Source organism: Peristeroidobacter soli (genome assembly GCF_004138485.1).
Lineage (GTDB): Bacteria > Pseudomonadota > Gammaproteobacteria > Steroidobacterales > Steroidobacteraceae > Steroidobacter > Steroidobacter soli.
In genome coordinates, this window is record NZ_ML142848.1 from 794,454 (window position 1) to 817,969 (window position 23,516).

Consider the following 23,516-nt stretch of genomic DNA (forward strand, 5'->3'; position numbering starts at 1 on the left):
TGCCGTGACTATAAACCGGCTCACCAGTCCGGTGCGACCAGCCGCCGTTTGCCGTCGGCCGAGCGCGCGATACCTGGCTGGTCGAGGCCTGCACGATCCCACAGCTCGCACGTGACTTCGCGATGGCGCTGGTCGAGCGCTTCGCAGTAGTTCGTGTACATACACAGCCGCACATCGGCGCCTCGCCCGCTCAACACTTTCACGAACCAGTCCGGATCGGCCAGCGCCTGCCGGGCGAAACCCACCACGTCGGCCTGCTCGGAGGCGAGCACTGCTTCGGCGTGCTGGAAATTATGAATGCCGCCAGCCGTGACCAGCGGTGTCAGGCAACCGTGCGACCGGATCGCGGCCCGGATCAGCTTTGAGGGCGGCAGATTTCGCCCGAACGGGCCGATGGCGTCGGAATAGTAGGAAGGCATGCACTCGTAGCCGCTCGGGCCCGTGTATGGATAGGCGGCCTCGCCCACTTTGGGCTGTTTGGCATCGTCGAACTTGCCGCCGCGCGAGACCGAAATGAAATCCATGCCGGCGGCGGCAAACTGAGTCGCGTACCACACCGCGTCCTCGACGCTGCTGCCACCCTCGACGCACTCCTGCGCGAGAAACCGGCAACCGACCGCGAAGTTCTTACTCACTGCCTGGCGGACGACGGCATGAACCTCGAGCGGCAATCGCACTCGTGCTTCGCGCGAGCCGCCGTAGCCGTCCTTACGACCGTTGGTTGCCGATAGGAACGAAGCCATCGTGTATGCGTGCGCGTAGTGAAGCTCGACGCCATCGAGTCCGGCGGCTTCGGCACGGGCGGCGGCGGCCGCGAATAGTTTGGGCAAGGTGCCGGGCAGGTTGGCAATGTGCTCCAGCTCCATGTCGGTCACTCGTTCGCGATAGCCATGATCGAGCGATTCGAGCTCGCGCGCGGAGAGAACTGATCGCAGTGATTCTTGGTCGAGTGATGCCAATCGTGTGCGGATGTCCGACTCCGATGCGTCCGGCATCGCCAGCGCTCGTCGATGTGCGTCGGTGATTCGGAGCAAGCGCTCAAAGTACTTCGCTCGCTCGGGGCGGCGGCGCATGGCGAGGAAGTCGATGAGTTGAATCAGCAGTCGCGTGTGACCGCCACTCGCACGGCGCACGACTTCAACCAGCTGTCGGATGCCCGGCAGGAATCGATCGTCGCCCAGCCGAAGCAAGGGGCCGCTGGGCACATCGCGAATACCGGTCGCTTCAATGACGATTGCGCCCGGACGGCCGCGGGCGAAACGCTCGTACCACGCCAGCACGTTCGGTGAGACGAATCCATCCTCGGTGGCACGCCAGGGCACCATCGCGGGCACCCACGTGCGCTGTTCGAGGCTCAATGGACCGAGCTGGATCGGACTGAACAGACGAGATCGCGCGGCCCGCTCGGCGCTCGGCCAGGGACCCGAAGCCGGTTGATAGCGGATGCGCTCCGGCGGCCGCCACATCGACATCAGCGGTTGGCGGTTAGCGGTTGGCGGTTCGCGGGCACGACCGCAGTGGCTTCGATTTCCACCTTGGCCTTCGTTTCCATCAGCGCGACCACCTGCACTACCGCCATCACAGGAAAATGACGTCCCATGACCTCGCGATACGCCGCGCCGATCTGCGGCAGCTCAGCGTAATACTCGTCGCGGCTCGTGACGTACCACGTGAAACGAACGATGTGTTCCGGGCCGGCGTCGGCTTCCTTCAACACGGCGACGATGTTCGTCAACGTCTGGCGAACTTGCTCACCCAGCGTTGCTGGAAACTGCTGCCGTTCGTCCCAGCCAACCTGTCCTGCCACGAACACTTGACGGCCTTCCGCCACCACGCCGTTTGAATAGCCCTTGGGACGCGGCCAGCCCGCCGGCTGAAGCACTTGCATGGTCATTTCAGAACCTCACGCGCGATGATCAGTTTCTGCACTTCTGTCGCGCCCTCATAGATCCGCAACGCTCGAATGTCGCGATACAGGCGTTCGACAACTTCGCCATGCACGACGCCTCGCCCGCCAAACATCTGCACGGCGCGATCGATGACTGTCTGCGCGCTTTCGGTGGCCGTCATCTTCGCCATCGCGGCGCTCTTGGTCACGGGCTGTCCGGTGTCTCGTTGCCACGCTGCTCGATAAGTGAGCAACGCGGCGGCATCGATGGCCGTCGCCATCTCGGCGATTGCGGCCTGGGTGAGCTGGAAATCGGCGAGCGTCTTGCCGAACATCGCTCGTTGCCGCGAGTAAGCGACCGCCTCATCCAGCGCTCGTCTCGCGAAGCCCAGCGCGGCGGCGGCCACTGATGCGCGAAAGATGTCGAGCGTACGCATCGCAATCTTGAACCCGTCGCCTTCGACACCGATGCGCCGGCTCGCAGGAACACGGCAGTTTGCAAATCGCAACGTTCCGAGCGGATGAGGCGCGATGACGTCGATCCGATCTTCGATGCTGAAGCCTGGATCGCTCGGCTCCACCAGAAATGCAGTGATGCCTTGCGCGCCGACCGTTCCGTCCGACCGCGTCTGGCCGGGTGTCGTGCGTGCGAATACGCAATACATATCGGCGATACCGCCGTTCGAGATCCAGGTCTTGGTGCCGTTCAGCACGTAGTGGTCGCCGTCGAGCCGTGCCGATGTTTGCATGGCTGCGACGTCCGAGCCCGCCTCTGGCTCCGACAGAGCAAATGCAGAGATTGCCGAGCCGTTCGCGACACGCGGCAGGTACTGCTGCTGCAGCGCTGCGTCGCCGGCGAGCGATAGGGAACCACTACCGAGTCCTTGCATGGCGAATGCGAAGTCGGCGAGACCATCGTGATAGGCCAGAGTCTCGCGAATCAAACAGATGGCGCGGGAGTCGAATTCTTCTAGCGCCCCGCCATGCTCCGCTCGAACGCAGTAACGAGCGATACCCGCCTTGCCGAGCGCCGCAACCAGCCTGCGCGCTTGGGCGTCGACCTCAGGTCGCGACTCTCCATGCGCGTGACCCGTGAGATGCTCCACGCTCCACGACGCCACCAAGTCCGCAAGCGCGCGATGTTCCGAGGCAAAGAATGGCCAGCTCAGCCGTTCGCCGAGATCGAACCGCACGCTCATCGGCCGACGAACTCCGGCTTGCGCTTGTGCGCGAACGCTTCGAACGCGCGGCGGAAATCCTCGCTCTGCATACAGATGGCCTGCGCCTGAGCTTCCGCTTCCAGCGCCTGCTCGATGCTCATGTTCCATTCCTGATTGAGCATGGTCTTGGTCATGCTGTGCGCGAACGTCGGCCCTGCCACGATACCGCGAGCCAGACGCGTCGCTTCCGCCAGCAGTTGATCGGCAGCGACCAACTGGTTGAAGAAGCCCCAACGCTCACCTTCTTCCGCCGTCATCGCACGACCGGTAAACATGAGCTCGGCGGCGCGGCCTTGACCGATCAGCCGCGGCAGAATGGCGCACGCCCCCATGTCACAACCTGCCAGACCGACCCGCGTAAACAGGAATGCCGTCTTCGCCGCCGGCGTGCCGACCCGCATGTCGGACACCATCGCGATGATGGCCCCGGCGCCGGCGCAGATGCCGTCGACTGCCGAGATCACGACTTGAGGGCAGCCGCGAATCGCTTTCACCAGATCGCCCGTCATGCGGGTGAACGTCAGCAACTCCGGCATGGTCATGCGCGTGAGCGGACCGATGATGTCGTGCACGTCGCCACCGGACGAAAAATTGCCCGCGGCGCCATCGATCACGATGGCTTTGATATCTTTGTCATAGACCAGATTGCGAAACAGATCGCGCAGCTCGGCATAGGACGCGAACGTCAGCGGGTTCTTGCGCTCGGGCACGTTGAGCGTCACGTGACCGACGCCCTCCTCGACCCGCCACAGGAAGTGCTGCGCCTGCCAGGTCGACAGCTGCAATTGAGTGAATGACATGCGTCCCCCGATCTACATGACTTCGCCACCGGCGATGGCGATGCTCTGGCCGGTGATGCTCTCGGTGCCCGGTAAGCACAGCCACGCGACGGCGTTGGCCACTTCCTCACAGCGAATCAAGCGACGCTGCGGATTGTTGGCGACGAGCACCGCGAGCGCCTCGCTCTCCGAGCGCTGCGTCTTGGCTTGAATGTTACTGATGGTCTCGCGAACCATGTCGGTATCGGTATAGCCGGGACACACCGCATTCACGGTGATGTTCCGACCGGCCACTTCCAACGCCAGCGACCGGGTGAGACCGATCACACCGTGTTTCGCGGCGCTGTACGCGGCCACGTACGGATAACCTTTCAACCCTGCGGTACTCGCGACGTTCACGATGCGTCCGAAATTCCGCTGCAGCATCGACGGCAAAGCGTGGCGTATTCCGTAGTAGGTGCCGGTGAGATTGACCGCCAGCATCGTCTGCCACAGCGCATCGTCCATCTTATGCACGGGTGCGCTCAGCGCCTGCCCGGCGTTGTTCACGAGAATATCGATCGGACCGAAGCGGTTGCCGGCGTCTTCCATAGCCGACCGCATTTGATCGCTGTTGCCGACGTCGGCGGCCACGCCGTGGGCGTTCTGCGTACTCAGCTTTATCGCCGCTTCGACCACGGTCTCGAGCTTTCGCCCGAGCAACGTCACTCTGGCGCCCTCCTCGAGCAGACGTTGAGCGATGGCGACGCCGATTCCCCGGCTCGCGCCGGTCACCAGCGCGTGCTTGCCCGAGAGCGATGGCGAGTTCGTGCTCAAACGGCACCGATCATTTGTGAGGCCCGCGCGAGATTGCGCTCCAGCTGACTCTTACCGGAGAGATATGCTTTGGGCCAATGCTGCTCGGTCCAGTTCTGAGCCGCGGCGGCATGCAATGTCCACGACGGGTCCGCCAGATGCGGACGAGCCAGCGCGCACAGATCGGCACGACCGGCCGCGATGATGGAATTCACATGATCCGCTTCGAAGATGTTGCCGACCGCGATGGTCGCGATATCCACGCTATTGCGAAGCAGATCGGAGAACGGCGTTTGATACATGCGACCGTAGACTGGCTTCTGCCAGGGCACGGTTTGACCGGACGACACGTCGATCAGATCCGCCCCCGCCTCGCGCAGCGCTCGCGCGAACGCCACCAAATCGTCCTCGCTGAGTCCACCCTCCGCCCAATCGCACGCAGAGACGCGCACTGACATTGGCTTGTCGGCCGGCCACACTGCGCGACACGCTTTGAAGACGGCGAGCGGGAAACGCATGCGGTTTTCGATGGGACCGCCGAATTCGTCCTCGCGACGGTTCGTCAGCGGCGACAGGAAGCTCGCCAGCAAGTAGCCGTGCGCCATGTGCAACTCGAGCATGTCGAACCCCGCCTGCACGCCCAACCGTGCCGCGTGGACGAATTGCTGAGTGACTTGCTCCACGTCTTCCAGCGTCATGGCACGCGGCGTTTGACTGATGCCGTCGAGATACGGCAGCGGCGACGCGGAGATCAGCTCCCAGTTTCCTTCACGCAACGGATGATCCGCTCGCTCCCAGCCCAACTGCGTCGAGCCCTTGCGACCGGAATGGCCCAGCTGCAAGGAGAACTTTGCCGCGGAGTGCGAGTGAACGAATTCGACGATGCGTTGCCAAGCATCGCGTTGCGCATCGTTCCACAGGCCCGTGCAGCCCGGGCTGATGCGACCGCTCGGCGAGACGCAGGTCATCTCCGTTACAACCAAGCCCGCACCGCCGGCGGCACGCGAGCCGTAATGCATCAGGTGCCAATCGTTAGGCACACCGTCGACCGCCTGGTATTGCGCCATCGGCGACACGACGACCCGATTCACAAGCTCCATGCCGCGCAACCTGAATGGCAGAAACATCGGCGGCCGCGGCCCACTGACTCCGGCGCGCCGCGCGAGATCGCGCTCGACGCCTTCGACAAACGCGCCATCGCGCACACGCAAGTTGTCATGACCGATGCGCTGGCTGCCGGTCAGCAAGCTATAGGCGAACTGCATCGGCTCGAGATGGACGTAGCGGTCGACGTTCTCGAACCATTCCATCCGATTCCGCGCGGCGCTCTGTAACTTCAACGCTTCGAGGCTGCGTTCCGCCTGATAGGACTCGAGCCCGGCCGTTACGTCAGTCGCATGTGCGACATGCTTGACGAGTGAAGCGGCGTCTTCCATCGCCAACTTGGTGCCGGAGCCAATGCTGAAGTGCGCGGTGTGCGCAGCGTCGCCGATCAGCACGATGTTGCCGGTGTGCCAGCGCTTGCAGAGCACGCGACTGAAGTTGAGCCACGCCGAACCGCGCAGATGGTTCGCGTTGCTCATCAGGCTGTGTCCATCGAGATAGCGACCGAACAGCCGCTCGCAGAACTCGATGCTCTGCTGCGTGTTGAACTGATCCATCCCGTGCGCTTGCCAGGTTTCCTCGCGGGTTTCGACGATGACGGTCGACAGCTCGTCGCTGAATTGATAGGCATGGATCTGGAACCAGCCGTGCCCGGTCCGTTCGAACGCGAACGTGAACGCCGGAAAACGCTGACGTGTGCCGAGCCAGATGTATCGGCACTTGCGCACGTCGATGTCGGGCTCGAACACGGCGGCAAACTGCTTGCGGGTACGGCTGTTGACGCCGTCCGCGGCGACGATCAGATCGGCGTCGGCGAACTGCGCGGGATCGTCGATGTCGTGCTGGAAGCTTTGCTTTACACCTAAAGCAGTGGCCCGCTCCTGCAATTTGTTGAGCAGCAGCTTACGGGAGATGCCGCAGAACCCGTGCCCTCCGGAGCGCACCCGCTCGTCCTTGAAGTGCACGTCGATGTCGTCCCAATGATGGAAGTTGCTGACGATGGCGTCGTGAGATTCGGGATCGGTGGCGCGGAATCCCTGCAGGGTCTGATCGGAGAAAACCACGCCCCAGCCGAAGGTATCGTCCGGGCGATTGCGCTCGACCACCTCGACGCTGGCGCCGGGCAGCGCCTTCTTGAACAGAATTCCGGCATACAGGCCGGCCGGCCCGCCGCCCAGACAAACGATGCGCTTCATGGCACTGTGCCGGTCATCCCAAGATGGCATCCATGGTACGGTTGAGATATTTTAAGTGTCAACTATCTCCACGGACCTGAGCCGATGCCCACCGCGACCCGCGCCTTCGCCGAGAAACTCGGCGGCTCTCCGCACAGCAAGACTTCGCTGCGGCTGTGGCTGCGGCTGCTCAGCTGCTCCATGATCATCGAGCGGCGCATCCGGGCTCGGCTCGAGGAGCAGTTCGAGACCACCCTGCCCCGGTTCGATGTGATGGCGGCGCTCGAACGGGAGCCGGATGGATTGACGATGAGTCAGCTGTCGGCGGCGCTGCTGGTGTCCAATGGCAATGTCACTGGGATCGTGAACCGGCTGATCGAAGAGCTGCTGGTCGTGCGAACCTCGGAGTCGGACGATCGGCGGATCGCGACGGTGCGGCTGACCAGAAAGGGGCGCGAGTCGTTTCAGAAGATGGCGCGGGGGCACGAAGCCTGGGTCGATGAGATGTTTGCTGGGCTGACCGAGGCGCAGATGGAACAGTTGATGAAATTGCTCGCGTCGGTGCGGCATTCCGTGGACGCCGATCGGGACTAAAACCGTTGCGCCGGGCGCAGCGAAAGGGGACCATGCCGTGTCCTCGCACCCGCCGCGACCCTCATGAAGTTCTGCTCCAATTGTGCCCACCCGGTCAGTCTCAGTGTCCCGCCGGGCGACCATCTGCCCCGCTTCGTGTGCGCCAACTGCGGCACCATCCATTACGAGAATCCGCGCATCATCGCGGGCTGTGTGATCGAACACGACGGCAAGCTCCTGTTGTGCAAACGGGCCATCGAGCCGCGGCACGGCTTCTGGACCACGCCCGCCGGCTTCATGGAGAACGGCGAGTCGGTGCAGCAGGCGGCAGCCCGGGAGGCGATGGAGGAGGCGTTGGCGCACGTGCGGATCGGCTCGATGCTGTCCGTCGTCAACGTGCTGCGCGCCCATCAGGTGCACATCACCTTTCGCGCCACGCTGACGCAGCCTTCGTTTGGCATTGGGCCCGAGAGCCTGGAGTCACAGCTGTACGCCGAGGAAGAGATTCCGTGGCCCGAGATCGCCTTCCTGAGCGTGGAATTTGCCCTGCGGCGCTACCTGGACGACCGGGCCAAGGGCCGGGAGCTGCTGCATTTCCGCGATATCGACTGGGTGGACGGCAAAGCGGTCATGACCGACGGCCATTCCCAATAAACAGGGCTCCATAACGTACTTGCCTCGCATCCCCGCGCCCCCTTTGGCACAATGCGCGGCCTCGAACGGCGTAATCACCTTGTCCACGACGCCGTTGTAGAGCGATTTTTCGGAGTTCTAGCCGATGACCTTCGTCGTCACTGAAAACTGCATCAAGTGCAAGTACACCGATTGCGTCGAGGTGTGCCCGGTCGACTGTTTCCATGAAGGTCCGAACTTCCTGGTGATCGACCCGGATGAATGCATCGACTGCACCCTGTGCGAGCCGGAGTGCCCGGCCGAGGCGATTTTCTCCGAGGAGGAACTGCCCGACGGTCAGCAGCACTTCAAGCAGCTCAATGCCGAGCTGACCAAGTCCTGGCCGGTGATCACGGAAAAGAAGGCGATGCCCGCCGACGCCAAGGAATGGGACGGCAAGCCGGATAAGTTGAAGCTTTTGGAGCGCTGAAACAGCGCTCGGGCTCGATCGCTCACCCGCCTTGCGCGGGTGAGCTTAAACCGCCCTTAATTGACGGCGGTACCGTCCAGCTTGCTGACCATCTGGTCCGGCGCCAGGTAGCCGCCGATGTACTCGCCGCTGTCGGTGAAGATGGCCGGCGTGCCACGCACACCGAGCTGCTCGCCCAACTTGAACTGCTTGGCGATCGGGGTAGCGCATTGCGCGGCCTTGACCGCCTTGCCCGCCTTCGCCTCGGTGATCGCTTTCTTACGGTCGGTCGAGCACCACACCGCTTCCATCTTGGCCCAGTCGTCGGTGCCCGGGCCGGCCCGCGGATAGGCCAGGTAGCGCACCTGCACGCCACGATCGTTCAACTGCGCGATCTCGCTATGGAGCTTGCGGCAATAACCGCATTCCACGTCGGTGAACACGGTGATCGTGTACTTCACCTTCTGCGGCTTGAACACGATCATGTCCTTCTCATCGAGCCTGGACAGCGCCGACATGCGGGCCTTCTGCCGGCCGGTCTCGGTGAGATTGGTACGGGAGTCGATTTCGTACATGTCGCCCGCGATCAGGAAGCGCCCGTCGCCGCTGACATAGGCCACTTCGCCACCCATCTGGACTTCGTAGATGTCCTTCATGGGCGAAGGACGCACTTCGTCGACCTTCATGTCGGGGAATTTCTTGGCGATCACCGCGCGAATGGTCGCGTCGGCGGATTTCTGGTCGCCCGCCTTGGCCGGCGCGGCCGTTTCGGCGGCGGCCGCGGAAGTGGCCAGCAAGGTCGCCAGCGACAAGTTGGCGAACAGACACAACAACAGCTTTTTCATGGGAACTCTCGTGACCCTCGCCCGATTCGACGCCGCCCGGACGGCGCAGTTCAATGGAATTCGGCTAGAGGAAGCGAACGGAGTCTACCAGGAGCTCCGTCTTGAACGAGAGTACGTTGGGTCAAGGCGCCAGGACCAGAGGCCCCCAACCGCCGTGCGGCTCGAACACGGCGTCCTGACGACCAGTCGCCGGCTCTGTTGCGAACCGTACGGCTCAGACAAAGGGCATCGTCGCAATCAGCCGCAGGCTCGGATTCGAGCCGTACGGCGATTGAGGGCTTCTTTATCCGCGCGGGTGATGAAGGGCATGCAGCTCCTTCATGCGTTCCCGGGCGACGTGGGTGTAGATCTGCGTGGTCGACAGGTCGCTATGGCCCAGCAGCATCTGCACGACGCGCAGGTCCGCGCCATGATTCAGCAGATGGGTCGCAAATGCATGACGCAATGTGTGCGGCGACAACGCCTTCTGCACACCGGCCTTCTGCGCGTAGCGCTTGATGATGTGCCAGAAGGCCTGGCGCGTCATGCGGTCGCCACGGCGCGTGGGGAACAGATAGTCGGTCTGGCGCTCCAGCAGGATTTCCAGACGCGGGCCATTCATGAACTTCTGCAGCCAGGACACCGCCTCGTCGCCGAGCGGGATCAGGCGTTCGCGATCGCCCTTGCCGACGATGCGCAACACGCCCTGATTCATGTTGACCTGACTGGACTTCAGATTCACCAGCTCGGACACGCGCAGGCCCGTGGCGTACAGCACTTCGAGCATGCAACGGTCGCGATGACCCAGCGGATCTTCGATCGCCGGCGCCTTCAGTAGCGACTCGACCTCTTCCTCGGTCAGCGACTTCGGCAGCGAGCGGCCGATCTTGGGCATCGCGATCTGCGCGGTCGGATCTTCTTTGATCGCACCGTCGCGAATCAGGTAACGGTAGAATCTGCGAAAGCTGGACAGCTGGCGGGCAGTCGAACGCGGCCGTGCGCCGGCTTCGACCCGATGCGCGATGAACGCGAGCAGGTCGGCCCGCTTGGCGGCGACACTCGAGGTGCCTCGCGACTGCAGCCAACGATCTAGCGCAGTCAGATCGGCGCGGTAGGCGGACAGTGTGTTGGGCGACAGACCGCGCTCCATCCACACTGCGTCGAGAAAGCGGTCGATGGCCGCCAATGACGGCGTCTCGGGCATATCCTCGCCTGACCTCGAGTAAACTGATGCTTTGGTTACGGTGCTCATCGCCTTTAGGTTTGCGTCGTGATCGCTCACGACAGACCGTTGAATCGATGGCGGTCAGTATGGAGAGCGGGTTTGGCGCCGGGCGTGATTACAATCACAGAACCCCGGCAGGGTTTACATAAAGAGACTCAGTTCACAGAATTCGTGTGACCATGCCGGCGCTACATAAAACCCTGGGTGACTTCTGTGTCGAGTTATGACTGACGCGTGGCTGCGCGCGCCCTGGAACATTGTCCGGACCGCGCTGGAAATCGTTTATGGATTGTATGTACTGGTGGTGTTTCTGGCATTCGGCCTGACCGCCTTCGTCGCAGTCCTGCTGCCTTTCGGGATCAAGACGCGTCGGCATATCGCCCACTTCGCGGGGCGGGCCTTCTTCGCCGTCGCGGGCCTGAGGCTGCGAGTGATCGACGAGCACTTGTTGCCCGGTGGCCCGTGCGTGGTGGTCGCCAATCATGCCAGCTACCTGGACGGCATCGTGCTCAAGGCTGCCCTGCCCGCCCGCTTCTCGTTCGTCATCAAGAAAGAGTTCAGCCGCGTGCCGCTCGCCGGCCTGCTGTTGAGGCGCATCGGCTCGGAGTTCGTGGATCGCTTCAACCGGCATGCCGGCGGCATGGATGCGAGACGTCTGTTGAAAGCCGCCGATGCCGGTCAGGCGCTCGCCTTCTTTCCGGAGGGCACGTTCCTGGCGGAACCGGGGCTCGGCAAATTTCACAGCGGCGCATTCACCATCGCGGCACGCGTCGACCTGCCGGTGGTGCCGCTCGCGATCAAAGGCACGCGGCATGTCTTACCGTCCGGACGGTTCCTGCCCCGCCCCGGTCGCATCGATATCCACGTGCTGCCGTCGATCGGCCCGATGAGCGACATGAAGGCGTCCGACGCTGTCATCCATACCCGCGATCAGGCGCACGCGCGCATCCTCGCCGAATTGGGCGAACCGGACCTGTCGTCCAACGACGGCATCGCCGCCTTGCAGTCGAAACGAACCCTGGACACATAACCCCGCCTATAATCGTCGCCTGCGGTTTTCGAGGGACGGCGATGAACCTGTTCGAAGCGGTCGGCCGGCTCGGTCACGAGCAAGTAGTGTTCTTTCATCATCGCGAAAGCGGCCTGCGCTGCGTAATCGCGATTCACAACACCGCGCTGGGCCCGGGGCTCGGCGGTCTGCGCATGTGGCCGTACGCGAATGAAGCGGACGCCGTGCGCGACGTGCTCAAGCACTCCGCCGACATGACTCACAAAGCCGCCATCGCCGGCCTCAATCTCGGCGGCGCCAAAGGCGTGCTGATCGGCAATCCCGAAACCGACAAGAGCGAAGCGCTGTTTCGCGCGCTGGGCCGCTTCATTCAATCGCTCGGCGGACGCTACATCACGACCGAAGATGTCGGCACCAATGCCGACGACATGGAGCTCATTCGCCAGGAAACGAAACACGTGGTCGGTGTGCCCCAATTGCTGGGCGGCAGTGGCGAGCCTTCCCGCTTCACCGCGCTGGGCACCTTGCATGGCATTCGCGCTTGTATGGAATTCAAGCTCGGTCACTCGGACCTGCGCCGCACCAGCTTCGCCGTGCAAGGCGCCGGTCAGGTCGGATATCACCTGGCGAAGTCGCTGCGCGCGGCCGGCGCGAAAGTATTCATCACCGATATCAACGAAGAACGCATCGAGCACGCCGTCGCTGAGTTCGGCGCCGAAGCGGTGCCGATGTCACATATCTACGATGTGGACGCGGATGTGTTCTCGCCTTGCGCGCTCAGTGCGGTGATCAACGAAGACACCTTGCCTCGACTGCGTTGTCGCATCGTCGCCGGTGGCGCCAACAATCAACTCGAATCCGAAGAGCTGGGCACGGAGCTGGATCGTCGCGGCATTCTTTACGCGCCCGACTACGCCATCAATGCCGGCGGTCTGATGAACAGCGCGATCGAGCTCGAGGGCTACAACGAGGATCGCGCCTTGCGCAGCGTGGCGCGCATTCACAATATCATCAGCCGAATACTCACCCTCGCCGCCCGCAGCAACATTCCCACCTGGCAAGCGGCCCGACGCCTGGCGGAAGAGCGGATTGCCGCGCTCAGCCGCATAAAAATGCCTTACACCGGCCATTAGAGATAACAGATTGCCAACTGCAAGGCGCTGTGTTGCACTGCATACAAACTCGGCGTAGGCTGGGTACTTGCAAGTAAGTTAAGGCGCCGCCATAACTGGCCGGAGCCTGCTTGCGTGGCGTCCGGGGGTTTTGTACAAGGCCGCCCTTCACTGAATCGAATCACCAGTCGAGCATTGCCATGAGCGAACCGGTTTATATCGTTGCCGCCCGCCGTACTCCCATCGGCGCCTTCCAGGGGGCGCTCAGCCCGTTGACCGCTCCCCAGCTCGGCGCCGCCGCCGTGCAGGCCGCGATCAAGGATTCGGGCCTGTCGGCCGAACAGATCGACGAAACCATTCTGGGTTGCGTGCTGATGGCCGGCATCGGTCAGGCGCCTGGCCGTCAGGCCGCGCTGGCCGGCGGCGTGCCGCAGAAAGTGCCGGCCACGACCATCAACAAGATGTGCGGCTCCGGCTTGAAGGCCGTGATGATGGCCGCCGATCAGATTCGCGCCGGTTCGGCGAATGTGGTGCTCGCCGGTGGCATCGAGTCGATGACCAACGCGCCGTATCTGATTCCGAAAGCGCGTGGCGGCCTGCGCATGGGTCATTCGGAAATTCTGGATCACATGTTCTTCGACGGTCTGCAGAGCCCGTTCGACGGCAAGATGATGGGCACGTTCGCCGAAGCGACTGCCGCCAAGTATGGTTTCACTCGTCAGCAGCAGGATGAGTTCGCCGCCGAGTCGGTGCGTCGCGCGCTCGCCGCTGTCGAAGGCAATCACTTCAACAACGAAGTGGCGCCAGTCACCGTGAAGGATCGCAAGGGCGAGCGCGTCGTCGCGAAAGACGAAACGCCGTTCACTTGTGACATCAGCAAGATTCCGAGCCTGAAGCCCGCTTTCGCGAAAGACGGCACCGTCACCGCGGCGAGCTCTTCTTCGATCTCCGACGGCGCCTCGGCCCTGCTCATCGCCAGTGCCGCCGCCGTTCGTCAGCACAACCTGAAGCCGCTGGCCCGCATCGTCGGTTACACCAGCCACGCGCAGGCGCCGGAGTGGTTCACGACTGCGCCGGTCGGTGCGATTCAGTCGTTGCTCACCAAGACCGGCTGGTCCGCGGGCGATGTCGACTTGTATGAAATCAACGAAGCGTTCGCTGTCGTGACCATGGCCGCGATCAAGGATGTCGGCCTCGATCATGCGAAGGTCAACATCAACGGCGGCGCTTGCGCGCTCGGCCATCCGATCGGCGCCACCGGCGCTCGCATCCTGACCACGCTGGTCCACGCGCTGCGCAATCGCAATCTGAAGCGCGGTGTCGCGTCGCTGTGCATCGGCGGCGGCGAAGCGACGGCGCTGGCGGTCGAAATCGTCTGATTCGAGTGTGTGTACGGGGCAACGAGTCGCAAGGCTCGTTGCCCCGTTTTTTTTGGACTATTGACCAGGCAACCAGCCAAGCCTCCGACGACTCGAATCTCTCCGGGCCCTACACCGAGATCGGCGTATCCGGCGAAATCCCCGCGACCTCATAACCGCGCTTGAAGTCACGCACGTGCTTCGACATCCACTTCCTCGCCTCCTCCGCGTTCTTGTCGCGCACGGCATTGATGATGCGCTTCTGTGCGTCTGTGATACGGGCGCGGGCTTGAGGCACGGTATCGATCATTCGAGCGAGTGACGGGGCCAGCGCCTGGGCGAGCGATTGTTTCGCGAGCACCAGCACCTGATTGCGGGAAGCCGCGCCGAGTTGCTCGAAGAACAGCGCGACGATGTTCACGGAGTCCGGGTCGCCTTCCGGCGAATCGCGAAAGGCTTCGCTGGTCTGAGTCAGCGTGACCAGATCCGCCTGAGTCCGGCGCATGGCGGCCAGTGCCGCGACTTCGGGCTCGATCACCATCATCGCTTCCCAAACATCGACGAACGACACCTCGTGCAGCACCAGCGCGTGACGCATTCCGGAAGCAACCTTCGCCGCTTCAGGCCGGCTGACGATCATCCGCTTGGCCCCAGGCGGCCGCGTCACCAAGCCGGCACTTTCCAGCTGCCTCAGCGCTTCCCGCACCGTGGAGCGATGCACGCGGAATTGCTGTGCGAGCTCCAGCTCGGCCGGCAGGACATCGCCGCCGCGCAGGGCCCGCGACATGATTTTATGTTCGATCGCGGAGGACACTTTGGTGTACGCGGGCGCGCGCTCGACCGGGTCGAACATCGAGGCGCTGTCGGTGGATTCAGGAATGGCCGTCGTGGCAGCGCCCGCACGACGCGGCCTGGCGGCGGATATCGTCTTTTTTTTCATGACCATGGTGGCGGGAAGCGAAAGCGGTTATTGACTAAAAGACGGACTGTCGGACAATAGGGCAATTCGAGGTCGGGCGCCATCCGCCTGACCGGCACACATGACCGGGGGCCGCCGTGGAAGATTTCGATTTCGGGTTGGGTGAAGATCTGGACGCATTGCGTGCCACGGTAGCGAAGTTTGCGAGCGAACGCATCGCTCCCATCGCCGCCGACGTGGACCGCCAGAACAAGTTCCCGCGCGAGCTGTGGCCCGAGCTGGGCGACCTGGGCCTGCTGGGCATCACCGTCGAGGACGAATACGGCGGCAGCGGCCTGGGCTACCTGGCGCACGTTCTCGCCATGGAAGAGATCAGCCGCGCCTCGGCGTCGGTGGGCCTGTCGTACGGGGCGCATTCGAATCTGTGCGTCAACCAGCTGCGTCGCTGGGGCACGCCGGCACAGAAGGAGAAGTACCTGCCCCGCCTGATCACCGGCGAGCACCTGGGCGCGCTGGCGATGAGCGAGCCGGGCGCCGGCTCCGACGTGGTCGGCATGGGCACGCGCGCCGTGAAGAAGGGCGACAAGTACGTCCTGAACGGCAACAAGATGTGGATCACCAACGGCCCCACCGCCGACACCCTGGTGGTGTACGCGACGCTCGATCCGGAGCTCAGCGCCCGAGGCATCACGGCGTTCATCATCGAACGCGGCATGAAAGGTTTCTCCAGCGCCCAGAAGCTCGACAAGCTCGGCATGCGCGGCTCCGACACGTGCGAATTGGTGTTCCAGGACTGCGAAGTGCCCGCCGAAAACGTGCTGCATCAGGAAGGTAAAGGCGTGCAGGTGTTGATGAGCGGTCTGGATTACGAGCGGGTGGTGCTGGCCGGCGGTCCGCTCGGCATCATGCGGGCTTGCCTGGATGTTGTCATTCCCTATGTGCACGAGCGTCGTCAGTTCGGACGGGCCATCGGCACGTTCCAGCTCATGCAGGGCAAGATCGCCGACATGTACACCACCATGAACGCCTGCCGCGCTTATGTTTATTCCGTGGCCGCCGCCTGCGATCGCGGCAAGGTCACGCGTTTCGACGCGGCGGGCTGCATTCTGCAGGCCTCCGAGAAGGCGACGTGGATGGCGCTGGAAGCGATTCAATCGCTCGGCGGCAACGGCTACATCAACGACTACACCACCGGTCGCCTGCTGCGCGACGCGAAGCTGTACGAGATCGGCGCCGGCACCAGTGAAATCCGCCGCATGTTGATCGGCCGCGAGATCTTCGAAGCGACCGCCTGATGCCAGACGAGTGTCGCATGCAGTCATGCATTGCATGCGACCTCTGCCCTAACGTATTTAAGTCAGTCATGAACACCGTCACCACCAGCATCGATTCTCGCGGCGTCGCGACGCTGACACTCAACCGCCCGGAAAAGCACAACGCGCTCGACGGCGCGACCATGGGCGAAATGTATGAGGCGCTGACCCGGCTCGGCAGCGATCCCAACGTGCGCGTCGTCGTGCTCACGGGCGCGGGCGCCAGCTTCTGCGCCGGCGCGGACATCGGCCACATGCGCTCGATGTTGAACTTTACCGAAGAGCAGAACGTCGCCGACGCACAGGTGCTTGCGAAACTGCTGCGCAAACTCGATGAATTCGAGCTGCCGCTGATCGTACGCGTGAATGGCAACACGTTCGGCGGCGGCGTCGGCCTGGTCGCCTGCGCGGACATCGCGATCGGTGCAGCCTCGGCGAAATTCGCGCTGACCGAAGTGCGGCTCGGCATCGTGCCCGCGGCGATCTCGCCTTATGTCGTCGAGGCGATCGGTAGTCGTCAGGCGCGACGTTTGTTTCTCACGGCGGCACCGTTCACCGCTGACGAAGCCCAAAGCCTGGGATTACTGCATTTCACGACGGCGCCGGAGCAGCTCGATCAACTCGTCAACGAGCAGGTCGATCATTTGCTACGCGGCGGGCCGCAGGCCGTGCGTGCGGCGAAACAGCTGGTGAAGCGGGTCGCGCACTTCCATGATCGAGATGTGCTCGGCGATGAGACCGCCCGGCTCCTGGCACGGTTGCGCGTGAGCCCGGAAGGGAAGGAAGGCCTATCGGCGTTCCTGGAACGGCGTAAGGCGGGCTGGGTCCCGCAGGACTAGTTGACCACCGTTGTCGTTATGAAACCGGGCTTGGGCACGGATGCCTGGGGCGCCGGACTTGCCCACCGTTGTCGCGAAATACCCCCTTCTTGCAACGCAAAATACCGGGTAACATCCGACGCCTTCGTAGCGCCTGGGGAGCCCAATGCAGCTGGACGGAAAGCTTGTCACCATCACTGGCAGCGGCCGCGGCATTGGCCGTGCAATGGCGTTGGCATTCGCGCAGAAGCGCGCCAACCTCGCCCTCATCGATCTGAGCGCCGAACACCTCGCGCAGACCAAAGCGCTCTGCGAAGCAGAAGGCGTTCGCGCTGTCACCTATCTTTGTAACGTCACGAGCGAGCAGGAAGTCGAACGCACGCTCGACCAGGTGGTCGGCGATTTCGGCCGCCTCGATGTGATGATCAACAATGCCGGCATCACCAAAGATGCGCTGCTGGTCAAAGTCCAGGACGGCAAGGTGGTCAACAAGATGTCCATGGATCAATGGCGCGCCGTCGTCGATGTAAATCTAACAGGCGTGTTTCTTGGCGCGCGCGAAGCTGCCGCCCGCATGATTGCGTTGGGCAATGGCGGCGTGATCATCAGCACTTCGAGCATTTCCCGCGCGGGCAACATGGGCCAGTCGAACTACTCCGCCACCAAGGCCGGCGTGGTATCGATGTCCGTCGTGTGGGCGAAAGAGCTCGCGCGGTACGGAATTCGCACCGGCGCGATCGCTCCGGGCTTTACGCGCACCGAAATTCTCGACACGATGAAACCCGAGATGATCGAGCGCGCCGTCAGCGCAGTGCCACTGCGTCGCATGGCGGAACCGGCTGAAATGGCGCACGCCGCCCTCTTCATCGCCGAGAACGATTACTTTTCAGGCCGCGTCATCGAAGTGGACGGCGGTCAGCGACTATGACGTCAGAATCGCCGCCGGGCGTATCGACTACCCTGAGCGCAATGAACTGATGGTCGCGAGACCCAGTGGATTCGAAGATCTGAGATTGAGGGGTACAACACCATGAAGTTGAATGAAGTGCGGGCCGTCATCACGGGCGGCGCCTCGGGCCTCGGTCATGCAGTTGCGCAGCGGCTGATCGCCGCCGGCGCCAAAGTCACATTGCTGGATTTGAACGAAGCCGCCGGCCAGGAAGCCGCCAAAGCTCTGGGCGGCAGCGCGTTCTTCGCGAAAGTGGATGTGAGCGACGAAGCCGCCGTCGACGCCGCCATCGCCAAAGCCAAGAGCGACATGGGTGGCTTGAACCTCGCCGTGAATTGCGCCGGCGTCGCGACGCCCCGTCGTCTGGTCAACAAGGAAGGCGCCATGCCCGGCGACTACTTCCGCAAGATCGTCGGCATCAACCTGGTCGGCACGCTGCTGGTCTCCAAGGCCGCCGCCGCCGCCATGAGCCTCAACACGCCGAATGAAGAAGGCGAGCGGGGCGCGATCATCATGACCGCGTCGGTCGCCGCGTTCGACGGCCAGATCGGCCAGGTCGCCTACTCCGCTTCCAAGGCCGGCGTGGTCGGCATGACGCTGCCGATGGCGCGCGATCTTTCGACCGCCGGCATCCGCGTCATGACCATCGCCCCGGGCATCTTCAAGACGCCGATGATGGCGTCGTTGCCGCAGGAAGCGCAGGATTCGCTCGGCCGGCAGGTTCCGTTCCCGCCGCGCCTGGGTCGCCCCGAGGAATACGCCGCGCTGGTCACGCACATTTGCGAGAACACGATGTTGAACGGTGAAGTCATCCGTTTGGACGGTGCGATCCGCATGTCGCCGAAGTAATACCCTTCGACAGACAACGATTAAGAATCGACAAGACGCGAGCGGACACAGCCAACGAGACTGCAAGCCATGACCGAACGTGAAGTGATGGAATATGACGTCGTGATCGTCGGCGCCGGCCCTGCTGGGCTGGCGTGCGCGATCCGACTCAAACAGCTCAAGCCCGATCTGAACATCTGCGTGCTGGAAAAGGCTTCGGCCGTGGGCGCGCACTCGCTGTCGGGCGCTGTGCTCGAATCCGGCCCGCTCGAGCAGTTGCTGCCGAACTGGCGCACCGACTACACCGGCATGAAAGTGCCGGCGGTGGAAGACGACGTGCGCCTGATGACGCGCACCGGCTCGTTCAAGCTGCCGAACTGGGCGGTGAATCTGTCGCCCATGAACAATCATGGCAACTTCATCATTTCGCTCGGCCAGCTGACGCCGTGGATGGCCTCGCAGGCCGAAGCGCTCGGCATCGACATCTTCCCGGGCTTCTCCGCCGCTGAAGCCGTGTTCGACGAGAACGGCGCCGTCAAAGGCGTGCGCATCGGCGACATGGGGCTCGAGAAGAACGGCGAGCCCGGCCCGAACTACACACCGGGCGTGGAGATTCACGCCGCCACGACCGTGCTGGCCGAAGGCTCGCGTGGCTCGATCTCCAAACAACTCATCGCCAAATACAATTTGCGCGACGGCATCGATCCGCCGACGTTCGGCTTGGGCTTCAAGGAACTGTGGCAATTGCCACCGGGCCGCGTTAAGCCGGGCCGCATCGAGCACGCATTCGGCTGGCCGCTCGATACCGCGACGTATGGCGGCAGCTTCCTGTATCACCTCGACAACGATCGCGTGTATGTCGGCTACGTCGTCGGCCTGAACTACAAGGATCCGCGGCTGAAGCCGTTCGAAGCGTTCCAGCAGTTCAAGAATCATCCGCGCATCAAGCCGTTGCTGGAAGGCGGCGAGATCCTCGCGGCCGGTGCCCGCACGATCGCGGCCGGTGGCTATCAGTCGTTGCCGCGACTCGACATGCCGGGCGCGATGCTGATCGGCGATGCCGGCGGCACCCTCAACGTCTTCAAGATCAAAGGCATCCATCAGGCCATCCGTTCGGGCGCACTGGCAGCCGAGCACCTGGCCGAGCAAGGCAAGAGTGCGGGTTTCGATACACGCTGGCGGAACTCGCCCGGCCACCAGGAATTGCACTCGGTGCGCAACTTCAAGCCGGCGTTCAAACGCGGCCTGTATTTTGCGATGGCCAATGCCGGCATCGAATCGCTGCTGAAAGGCAAAGTGCCCTGGACCCTGCGCAATACCGCGGACTGGTCGGCACTGGAGAAGCTGGGCGACTACGCTTCCCCCGATCGCGGTTGGAGCGATCGCAGCTTGCCGCCGCGCGATCGCCTGGCGTCGGTGTTTTTCGCCGGCAACGTGCATGACGAAGCGCAACCGGTGCACCTGAAGGTGCTGGACACATCGATCTGCGTGACCCGCTGTACCAAGGAATATGGCAACCCTTGTCAGAACTTCTGCCCGGCCGGCGTGTATGAAATGGTCGATGACGGCCAGGGCAGCAAGCGCCTGCAGATCAACGCCGCCAACTGCGTTCATTGCAAAGCGTGCGACATCAAGGATCCGTACGAGATCATCAACTGGACCACGCCGGAAGGCGGCTCGGGTCCGAACTACCAGAATATGTAGTCTCGAGTGGCTTGGGCACGGACGCCCTGATGCAGCGGGCACATGGAGGTGCAGGAGCTGCCCGAAGGGCCGCTGACATGGAGCCCGCCGCGCAACCGATCTGGACTCCCTCCCCCGAGCGCGCCCGCAACGCTGCGCTCACCCGCTTCTCTCATTACGTGCAAGAGCGCTACAAGGCGCCGGTGCACGACTACGCCTCGCTGCATCGCTGGTCGGTCGAGTTTCCCGAGCACTTCTGGAATGCGGTATGGGACTTCTGTGAGATCCGCAGCTCGCAGAACGCACAGCTGACGATCGAAGACGGCGCGCGCATGCCCGGCGCCAAATGGTTCGTCGGCGCGCTGCTGAACTACGCCGAGAATTTGATTCCGGTCAGTGACGATTCGATTGCCATCATCTTTCGCAACGAGGCGGGCCAGCGCCGCGAACTGACCCGCCGCGAGCTACGCAGCGAGGTCGCGCGCGTCGCGGACGGTTTGAAGCAGGCCGGCGTGAAGATGGGCGACCGCGTCGCCGGTTATCTACCAAACATTCCAGAAGCCGTCATTGCGATGCTGGCCACCACCAGTATCGGCGCCATCTGGTCTTCGTGCCCGGCGGAATTCGACGTCAGCGCGGTGACGGATCGGTTCGGCCAGATCGAGCCGCGCGTATTGTTTGCTACTGACTCCCTGCCGAGCGTCGCGGCCATGTGCAAACAAATCTCCAGCATCGAGCGTGTCGTGCTCGTGCCTTATCTGAATACCGATGCGAAGGCGGATCAGGTCCCACACGGCGTGCTGTTCAGTGAGTTCGGCAGGCCCGACCAGCCATTGACCTTCACGCAACTGCCGTTCGAACAGCCGGCATTCATCGTGTATTCGTCCGGCAAGACCGGCGCGCCCAAGTGCATCGTGCACAGCGCTGGCGGCGCACTGATTCAGCAGAAGAAAGAAAACATGCTGCATTCGGACCTGGGCGCCGAAGACCGATATTTGCATGTCACGACCTGCGGCTCGGCGATGTGGAATACGCTTGCGAGCGGACTGGCGACCGGCGCCACCATCGTGCTGTTCGATGGCACGCCATCGCAGTCGGATCCCAAGATTCTGTGGCGCATGGCGGCCGAAGAGCGCGTGACCATTTTCGGCACGGACCCGGAATTTCTCACGACCTGCGAGCAGCTGGGTTTGCGACCGCGCGAAGAGTTCGACTTGAGCGCGCTGCGGACGGTGCTATTGACCGGCGCGCCGCCGGGCCCGACTCACTATCGATACGTTTACCGGGACGTGCATCCGGACATCCACCTCGCATCCCTGTCGGACAGCACAGACCTCATGACCTGCCTGGGCACGGGCTGCCCGACCCTGCCGGTGTACGAAGGCGAGATGCAGGCACTCGGCCTGGGAATGAAAGTGCAAGTGTTCGACGCTGCGGGTAAAGCGCTGATCGGCCAGCAGGGCGAATTGGTGTGCAGCCAGCCGTTCCCGTCCCTGCCGGAAGGCTTCTGGGGCGATGCGCCGACCGACGCTCTGGTGACCACTTATTTCTCGCGCTACCCGAATGTCTGGTGGCACGGCGAGCTGGCCACCATCACGCCCCGGGGTGGCCTGATCGTGCATGATCGCCCGGAATCGCCCGGCCGGAACTGAAGCTCGGTTACTATGGGCGCCGACAGGATCTCGCGAAAGCTTCAGCAGTGCCCGACCACCTTACGCCCGCCACCACCGTCGCCGCCCTCTACCAACGCGAATGCGCCCGCCTCGGGTATCAACGTGATCCCGTGCAGGAGCGCGTCGTCGCCTTGCTGGACAATCTGCGGGAGCGGCTGATCGCTCCACAGCCCAAGGGAGGCCTGCTCAAAGGCCTGTTGTCGCGCAAGGAACATCGGCTGCAAAAGGGTCTGTACCTCTGGGGCGGCGTCGGTCGCGGCAAGACCTGGCTGATGGACCTGTTCTATCAGAGCCTGCCGTTCAAGGAGCGCCAGCGCAGCCATTTCCACCGTTTCATGCAGTCGGTGCACGACGAGCTGAAGAAACATCAGGACCGCGCCGATCCGCTGGAACTGATCGCCGAGAAGATCGCGAAGAAGACTCGCATCATCTGTTTCGATGAGTTCTTTGTCTCCGACATCGCGGACGCGATGTTGCTCGGCACGTTGTTTGGCGCGCTGTTCCAGCGCGGTGTCACGTTGGTGGCAACGTCGAACGTGGAGCCCGACAATCTCTACAAGGAAGGTCTGCAGCGCGCCCGCTTCGTGCCAGCGATCAAGTTGTTGAAAGAGCACACCCAGGTCGTGCACGTCGACAGCAAGACCGACTATCGCCTGCGCCTGCTGGAACGAGCGACGACGTGGTTCGATTCGCAGGATGCGAAAACCACCCCGGCACTGGTGAACCTGTTCGAAGCGATGGCAGGTGAACCCGGAGCGGCCGATGCGACGCTGACGTTGAATCATCGCCGCCTGCACGCCCGGCGCCATGCGGGCGATGTCATCTGGTTCACGTTCAAGGAACTCTGTGACGGCCCGCGCGGCCAGGCGGACTACATCGAGATCGCCCGTTGTTATCACACGGTGTTCGTCAGCGACATTCCGGCGCTCGGCGTGGAATCGGAGAATCAGACGCGACGGTTCATCACGATGGTCGATGAGTTCTACGACCGCGCCGTCAAACTGATCATCTCAGCCGAGAAGCCGGTGATCGATCTGTATCACGGCGCGAAGCTGAAGTTTGAATTCGAGCGTACGCAGAGCCGGCTGATCGAGATGCAGTCGCAGGAATACCTGGCGCGGCCGCATCAGCCCTGAGCCTCCAAACCACGCCGCCGGCCCAAGCGCCAACGGCTGCTCAAAGACCGAATT

At 63.1% G+C, this 23,516-nt stretch carries 22 protein-coding genes; 13 read left to right on the forward strand and 9 right to left on the reverse strand.

The genetic code is table 11. The annotated features are described in order from the left end of the window. Nucleotides 1–20: 20 nt before the first annotated feature. Genes EKO19_RS03070 through EKO19_RS03095 form a run of 6 tightly spaced genes read right to left on the reverse strand, consistent with a single transcriptional unit; the run spans nt 21 to nt 6,982 of the window. Nucleotides 21–1,472, reverse strand: coding sequence for an oxidoreductase (locus EKO19_RS03070; RefSeq protein WP_217705100.1), 1,452 nt, complete (start codon nt 1,470–1,472; stop codon nt 21–23). Next, nucleotides 1,472–1,888, reverse strand: coding sequence for a RidA family protein (locus EKO19_RS03075; RefSeq protein WP_129775971.1), 417 nt, complete (start codon nt 1,886–1,888; stop codon nt 1,472–1,474). The genes EKO19_RS03070 and EKO19_RS03075 overlap by 1 nt, the downstream gene beginning before the upstream one ends. A 2-nt stretch (nt 1,889–1,890) precedes the next feature. Then, nucleotides 1,891–3,087, reverse strand: a complete 1,197-nt coding sequence (locus EKO19_RS03080) for an acyl-CoA dehydrogenase family protein (protein ID WP_129774931.1) — start codon at nt 3,085–3,087, stop codon at nt 1,891–1,893. Continuing rightward, nucleotides 3,084–3,908, reverse strand: coding sequence for an enoyl-CoA hydratase family protein (locus tag EKO19_RS03085; protein WP_129774932.1), 825 nt, complete (start codon nt 3,906–3,908; stop codon nt 3,084–3,086). The genes EKO19_RS03080 and EKO19_RS03085 overlap by 4 nt, the downstream gene beginning before the upstream one ends. Nucleotides 3,909–3,920: 12 nt before the next feature. Continuing rightward, complete coding sequence (locus EKO19_RS03090; RefSeq protein ID WP_129774933.1) at nt 3,921–4,703, reverse strand: SDR family NAD(P)-dependent oxidoreductase; 783 nt, start codon at nt 4,701–4,703, stop codon at nt 3,921–3,923. After that, nucleotides 4,700–6,982, reverse strand: coding sequence for a bifunctional salicylyl-CoA 5-hydroxylase/oxidoreductase (locus EKO19_RS03095; RefSeq protein WP_129774934.1), 2,283 nt, complete (start codon nt 6,980–6,982; stop codon nt 4,700–4,702). Before EKO19_RS03095 ends, EKO19_RS03090 begins: the two co-directional genes overlap by 4 nt. Nucleotides 6,983–7,066: 84 nt before the next feature. Between EKO19_RS03095 and EKO19_RS03100 the strand changes: the two genes are divergently transcribed. From EKO19_RS03100 to fdxA, 3 genes are all read left to right on the forward strand, one after another. Continuing rightward, nucleotides 7,067–7,555 (forward strand): MarR family winged helix-turn-helix transcriptional regulator, encoded by a 489-nt coding sequence (locus tag EKO19_RS03100; protein ID WP_129774935.1) that lies wholly within the window; start codon nt 7,067–7,069, stop codon nt 7,553–7,555. Between the two features lie 63 nt (nt 7,556–7,618). Beyond that, nucleotides 7,619–8,188, forward strand: a complete 570-nt coding sequence (locus tag EKO19_RS03105; protein WP_129774936.1) for an NUDIX hydrolase — start codon at nt 7,619–7,621, stop codon at nt 8,186–8,188. A gap of 124 nt (nt 8,189–8,312) precedes the next feature. Beyond that, on the forward strand, nt 8,313–8,636 hold the full coding sequence (fdxA, locus tag EKO19_RS03110; protein WP_116811286.1) for a ferredoxin FdxA: 324 nt from the start codon (nt 8,313–8,315) through the stop codon (nt 8,634–8,636). 56 nt (nt 8,637–8,692) lie between these two features. On the opposite strand, the gene EKO19_RS03115 is transcribed toward fdxA, so the two are convergent. Further along, entirely contained in the window at nt 8,693–9,460 is a 768-nt protein-coding gene (locus EKO19_RS03115) for a DsbC family protein (RefSeq protein ID WP_129774937.1), read from the reverse strand. A gap of 283 nt (nt 9,461–9,743) precedes the next feature. Then, nucleotides 9,744–10,643: a site-specific tyrosine recombinase XerD gene (gene xerD, locus EKO19_RS03120; protein WP_129774938.1), complete on the reverse strand. Its 900-nt coding sequence runs from the start codon at nt 10,641–10,643 to the stop codon at nt 9,744–9,746. 244 nt (nt 10,644–10,887) lie between these two features. Here xerD and EKO19_RS03125 point away from each other — a divergent pair, with 244 nt between their 5' ends. The 3 genes from EKO19_RS03125 to EKO19_RS03135 all read left to right on the forward strand — a co-directional run bounded on the left by EKO19_RS03125 (nt 10,888) and on the right by EKO19_RS03135 (nt 14,164). Then, nucleotides 10,888–11,694 (forward strand): lysophospholipid acyltransferase family protein, encoded by an 807-nt coding sequence (locus EKO19_RS03125; RefSeq protein ID WP_129774939.1) that lies wholly within the window; start codon nt 10,888–10,890, stop codon nt 11,692–11,694. A 41-nt stretch (nt 11,695–11,735) separates the two neighbouring features. Further along, nucleotides 11,736–12,806, forward strand: a complete 1,071-nt coding sequence (locus tag EKO19_RS03130; RefSeq protein WP_129774940.1) for a Glu/Leu/Phe/Val dehydrogenase dimerization domain-containing protein — start codon at nt 11,736–11,738, stop codon at nt 12,804–12,806. Between the two features lie 179 nt (nt 12,807–12,985). Further along, nucleotides 12,986–14,164: an acetyl-CoA C-acyltransferase gene (locus EKO19_RS03135; RefSeq protein WP_129774941.1), complete on the forward strand. Its 1,179-nt coding sequence runs from the start codon at nt 12,986–12,988 to the stop codon at nt 14,162–14,164. A gap of 109 nt (nt 14,165–14,273) precedes the next feature. Here the strand turns inward: EKO19_RS03135 and EKO19_RS39420 are convergent, their stop codons facing one another. Next, entirely contained in the window at nt 14,274–15,083 is an 810-nt protein-coding gene (locus EKO19_RS39420; RefSeq protein ID WP_175596943.1) for a FadR/GntR family transcriptional regulator, read from the reverse strand. Between the two features lie 116 nt (nt 15,084–15,199). Between EKO19_RS39420 and EKO19_RS03145 the strand changes: the two genes are divergently transcribed. From EKO19_RS03145 to zapE, 7 genes are all read left to right on the forward strand, one after another. Then, on the forward strand, nt 15,200–16,357 hold the full coding sequence (locus tag EKO19_RS03145; RefSeq protein WP_129774943.1) for an isovaleryl-CoA dehydrogenase: 1,158 nt from the start codon (nt 15,200–15,202) through the stop codon (nt 16,355–16,357). Between the two features lie 68 nt (nt 16,358–16,425). Next, nucleotides 16,426–17,214 carry an enoyl-CoA hydratase-related protein gene (locus tag EKO19_RS03150; RefSeq protein ID WP_129774944.1) on the forward strand — a complete coding sequence of 263 codons (789 nt, stop codon included), beginning with the start codon at nt 16,426–16,428 and terminating at the stop codon, nt 17,212–17,214. Between the two features lie 145 nt (nt 17,215–17,359). Further along, the gene (locus EKO19_RS03155) at nt 17,360–18,121 is read left to right on the forward strand and encodes an SDR family oxidoreductase (protein ID WP_129774945.1); all 762 of its coding nucleotides are present in this window, start codon (nt 17,360–17,362) and stop codon (nt 18,119–18,121) included. 102 nt (nt 18,122–18,223) lie between these two features. Beyond that, on the forward strand, nt 18,224–18,991 hold the full coding sequence (locus tag EKO19_RS03160; protein ID WP_129774946.1) for an SDR family NAD(P)-dependent oxidoreductase: 768 nt from the start codon (nt 18,224–18,226) through the stop codon (nt 18,989–18,991). Between the two features lie 69 nt (nt 18,992–19,060). Beyond that, nucleotides 19,061–20,674, forward strand: a complete 1,614-nt coding sequence (locus EKO19_RS03165) for an electron transfer flavoprotein-ubiquinone oxidoreductase (protein WP_129774947.1) — start codon at nt 19,061–19,063, stop codon at nt 20,672–20,674. Between the two features lie 77 nt (nt 20,675–20,751). Then, a complete protein-coding gene (locus tag EKO19_RS03170; protein WP_157995101.1) occupies nt 20,752–22,305 on the forward strand; it encodes an acetoacetate--CoA ligase in 1,554 nt (517 codons plus the stop codon). A 47-nt stretch (nt 22,306–22,352) separates the two neighbouring features. Beyond that, nucleotides 22,353–23,462 carry a cell division protein ZapE gene (gene zapE / locus EKO19_RS03175; RefSeq protein ID WP_129774949.1) on the forward strand — a complete coding sequence of 370 codons (1,110 nt, stop codon included), beginning with the start codon at nt 22,353–22,355 and terminating at the stop codon, nt 23,460–23,462. The last annotated feature ends 54 nt before the right edge of the window (nt 23,463–23,516 follow it).

Coding starts and splice junctions, on each gene's coding strand:
- EKO19_RS03070 (WP_217705100.1), bottom strand. CDS start 1,472: ATGTCGATGTGGCGGCCGCCGGAGCGCATCCGCTATCAACCGGCTTCG.
- EKO19_RS03075 (WP_129775971.1), bottom strand. CDS start 1,888: ATGCAAGTGCTTCAGCCGGCGGGCTGGCCGCGTCCCAAGGGCTATTCA.
- EKO19_RS03080 (WP_129774931.1), bottom strand. CDS start 3,087: ATGAGCGTGCGGTTCGATCTCGGCGAACGGCTGAGCTGGCCATTCTTT.
- EKO19_RS03085 (WP_129774932.1), bottom strand. CDS start 3,908: ATGTCATTCACTCAATTGCAGCTGTCGACCTGGCAGGCGCAGCACTTC.
- EKO19_RS03095 (WP_129774934.1), bottom strand. CDS start 6,982: ATGAAGCGCATCGTTTGTCTGGGCGGCGGGCCGGCCGGCCTGTATGCC.
- EKO19_RS03100 (WP_129774935.1), top strand. CDS start 7,067: ATGCCCACCGCGACCCGCGCCTTCGCCGAGAAACTCGGCGGCTCTCCG.
- EKO19_RS03105 (WP_129774936.1), top strand. CDS start 7,619: ATGAAGTTCTGCTCCAATTGTGCCCACCCGGTCAGTCTCAGTGTCCCG.
- fdxA (WP_116811286.1), top strand. CDS start 8,313: ATGACCTTCGTCGTCACTGAAAACTGCATCAAGTGCAAGTACACCGAT.
- EKO19_RS03115 (WP_129774937.1), bottom strand. CDS start 9,460: ATGAAAAAGCTGTTGTTGTGTCTGTTCGCCAACTTGTCGCTGGCGACC.
- xerD (WP_129774938.1), bottom strand. CDS start 10,643: ATGCCCGAGACGCCGTCATTGGCGGCCATCGACCGCTTTCTCGACGCA.
- EKO19_RS03125 (WP_129774939.1), top strand. CDS start 10,888: ATGACTGACGCGTGGCTGCGCGCGCCCTGGAACATTGTCCGGACCGCG.
- EKO19_RS03130 (WP_129774940.1), top strand. CDS start 11,736: ATGAACCTGTTCGAAGCGGTCGGCCGGCTCGGTCACGAGCAAGTAGTG.
- EKO19_RS03135 (WP_129774941.1), top strand. CDS start 12,986: ATGAGCGAACCGGTTTATATCGTTGCCGCCCGCCGTACTCCCATCGGC.
- EKO19_RS39420 (WP_175596943.1), bottom strand. CDS start 15,083: ATGAAAAAAAAGACGATATCCGCCGCCAGGCCGCGTCGTGCGGGCGCT.
- EKO19_RS03150 (WP_129774944.1), top strand. CDS start 16,426: ATGAACACCGTCACCACCAGCATCGATTCTCGCGGCGTCGCGACGCTG.
- EKO19_RS03155 (WP_129774945.1), top strand. CDS start 17,360: ATGCAGCTGGACGGAAAGCTTGTCACCATCACTGGCAGCGGCCGCGGC.
- EKO19_RS03160 (WP_129774946.1), top strand. CDS start 18,224: ATGAAGTTGAATGAAGTGCGGGCCGTCATCACGGGCGGCGCCTCGGGC.
- EKO19_RS03165 (WP_129774947.1), top strand. CDS start 19,061: ATGACCGAACGTGAAGTGATGGAATATGACGTCGTGATCGTCGGCGCC.
- EKO19_RS03170 (WP_157995101.1), top strand. CDS start 20,752: ATGGAGCCCGCCGCGCAACCGATCTGGACTCCCTCCCCCGAGCGCGCC.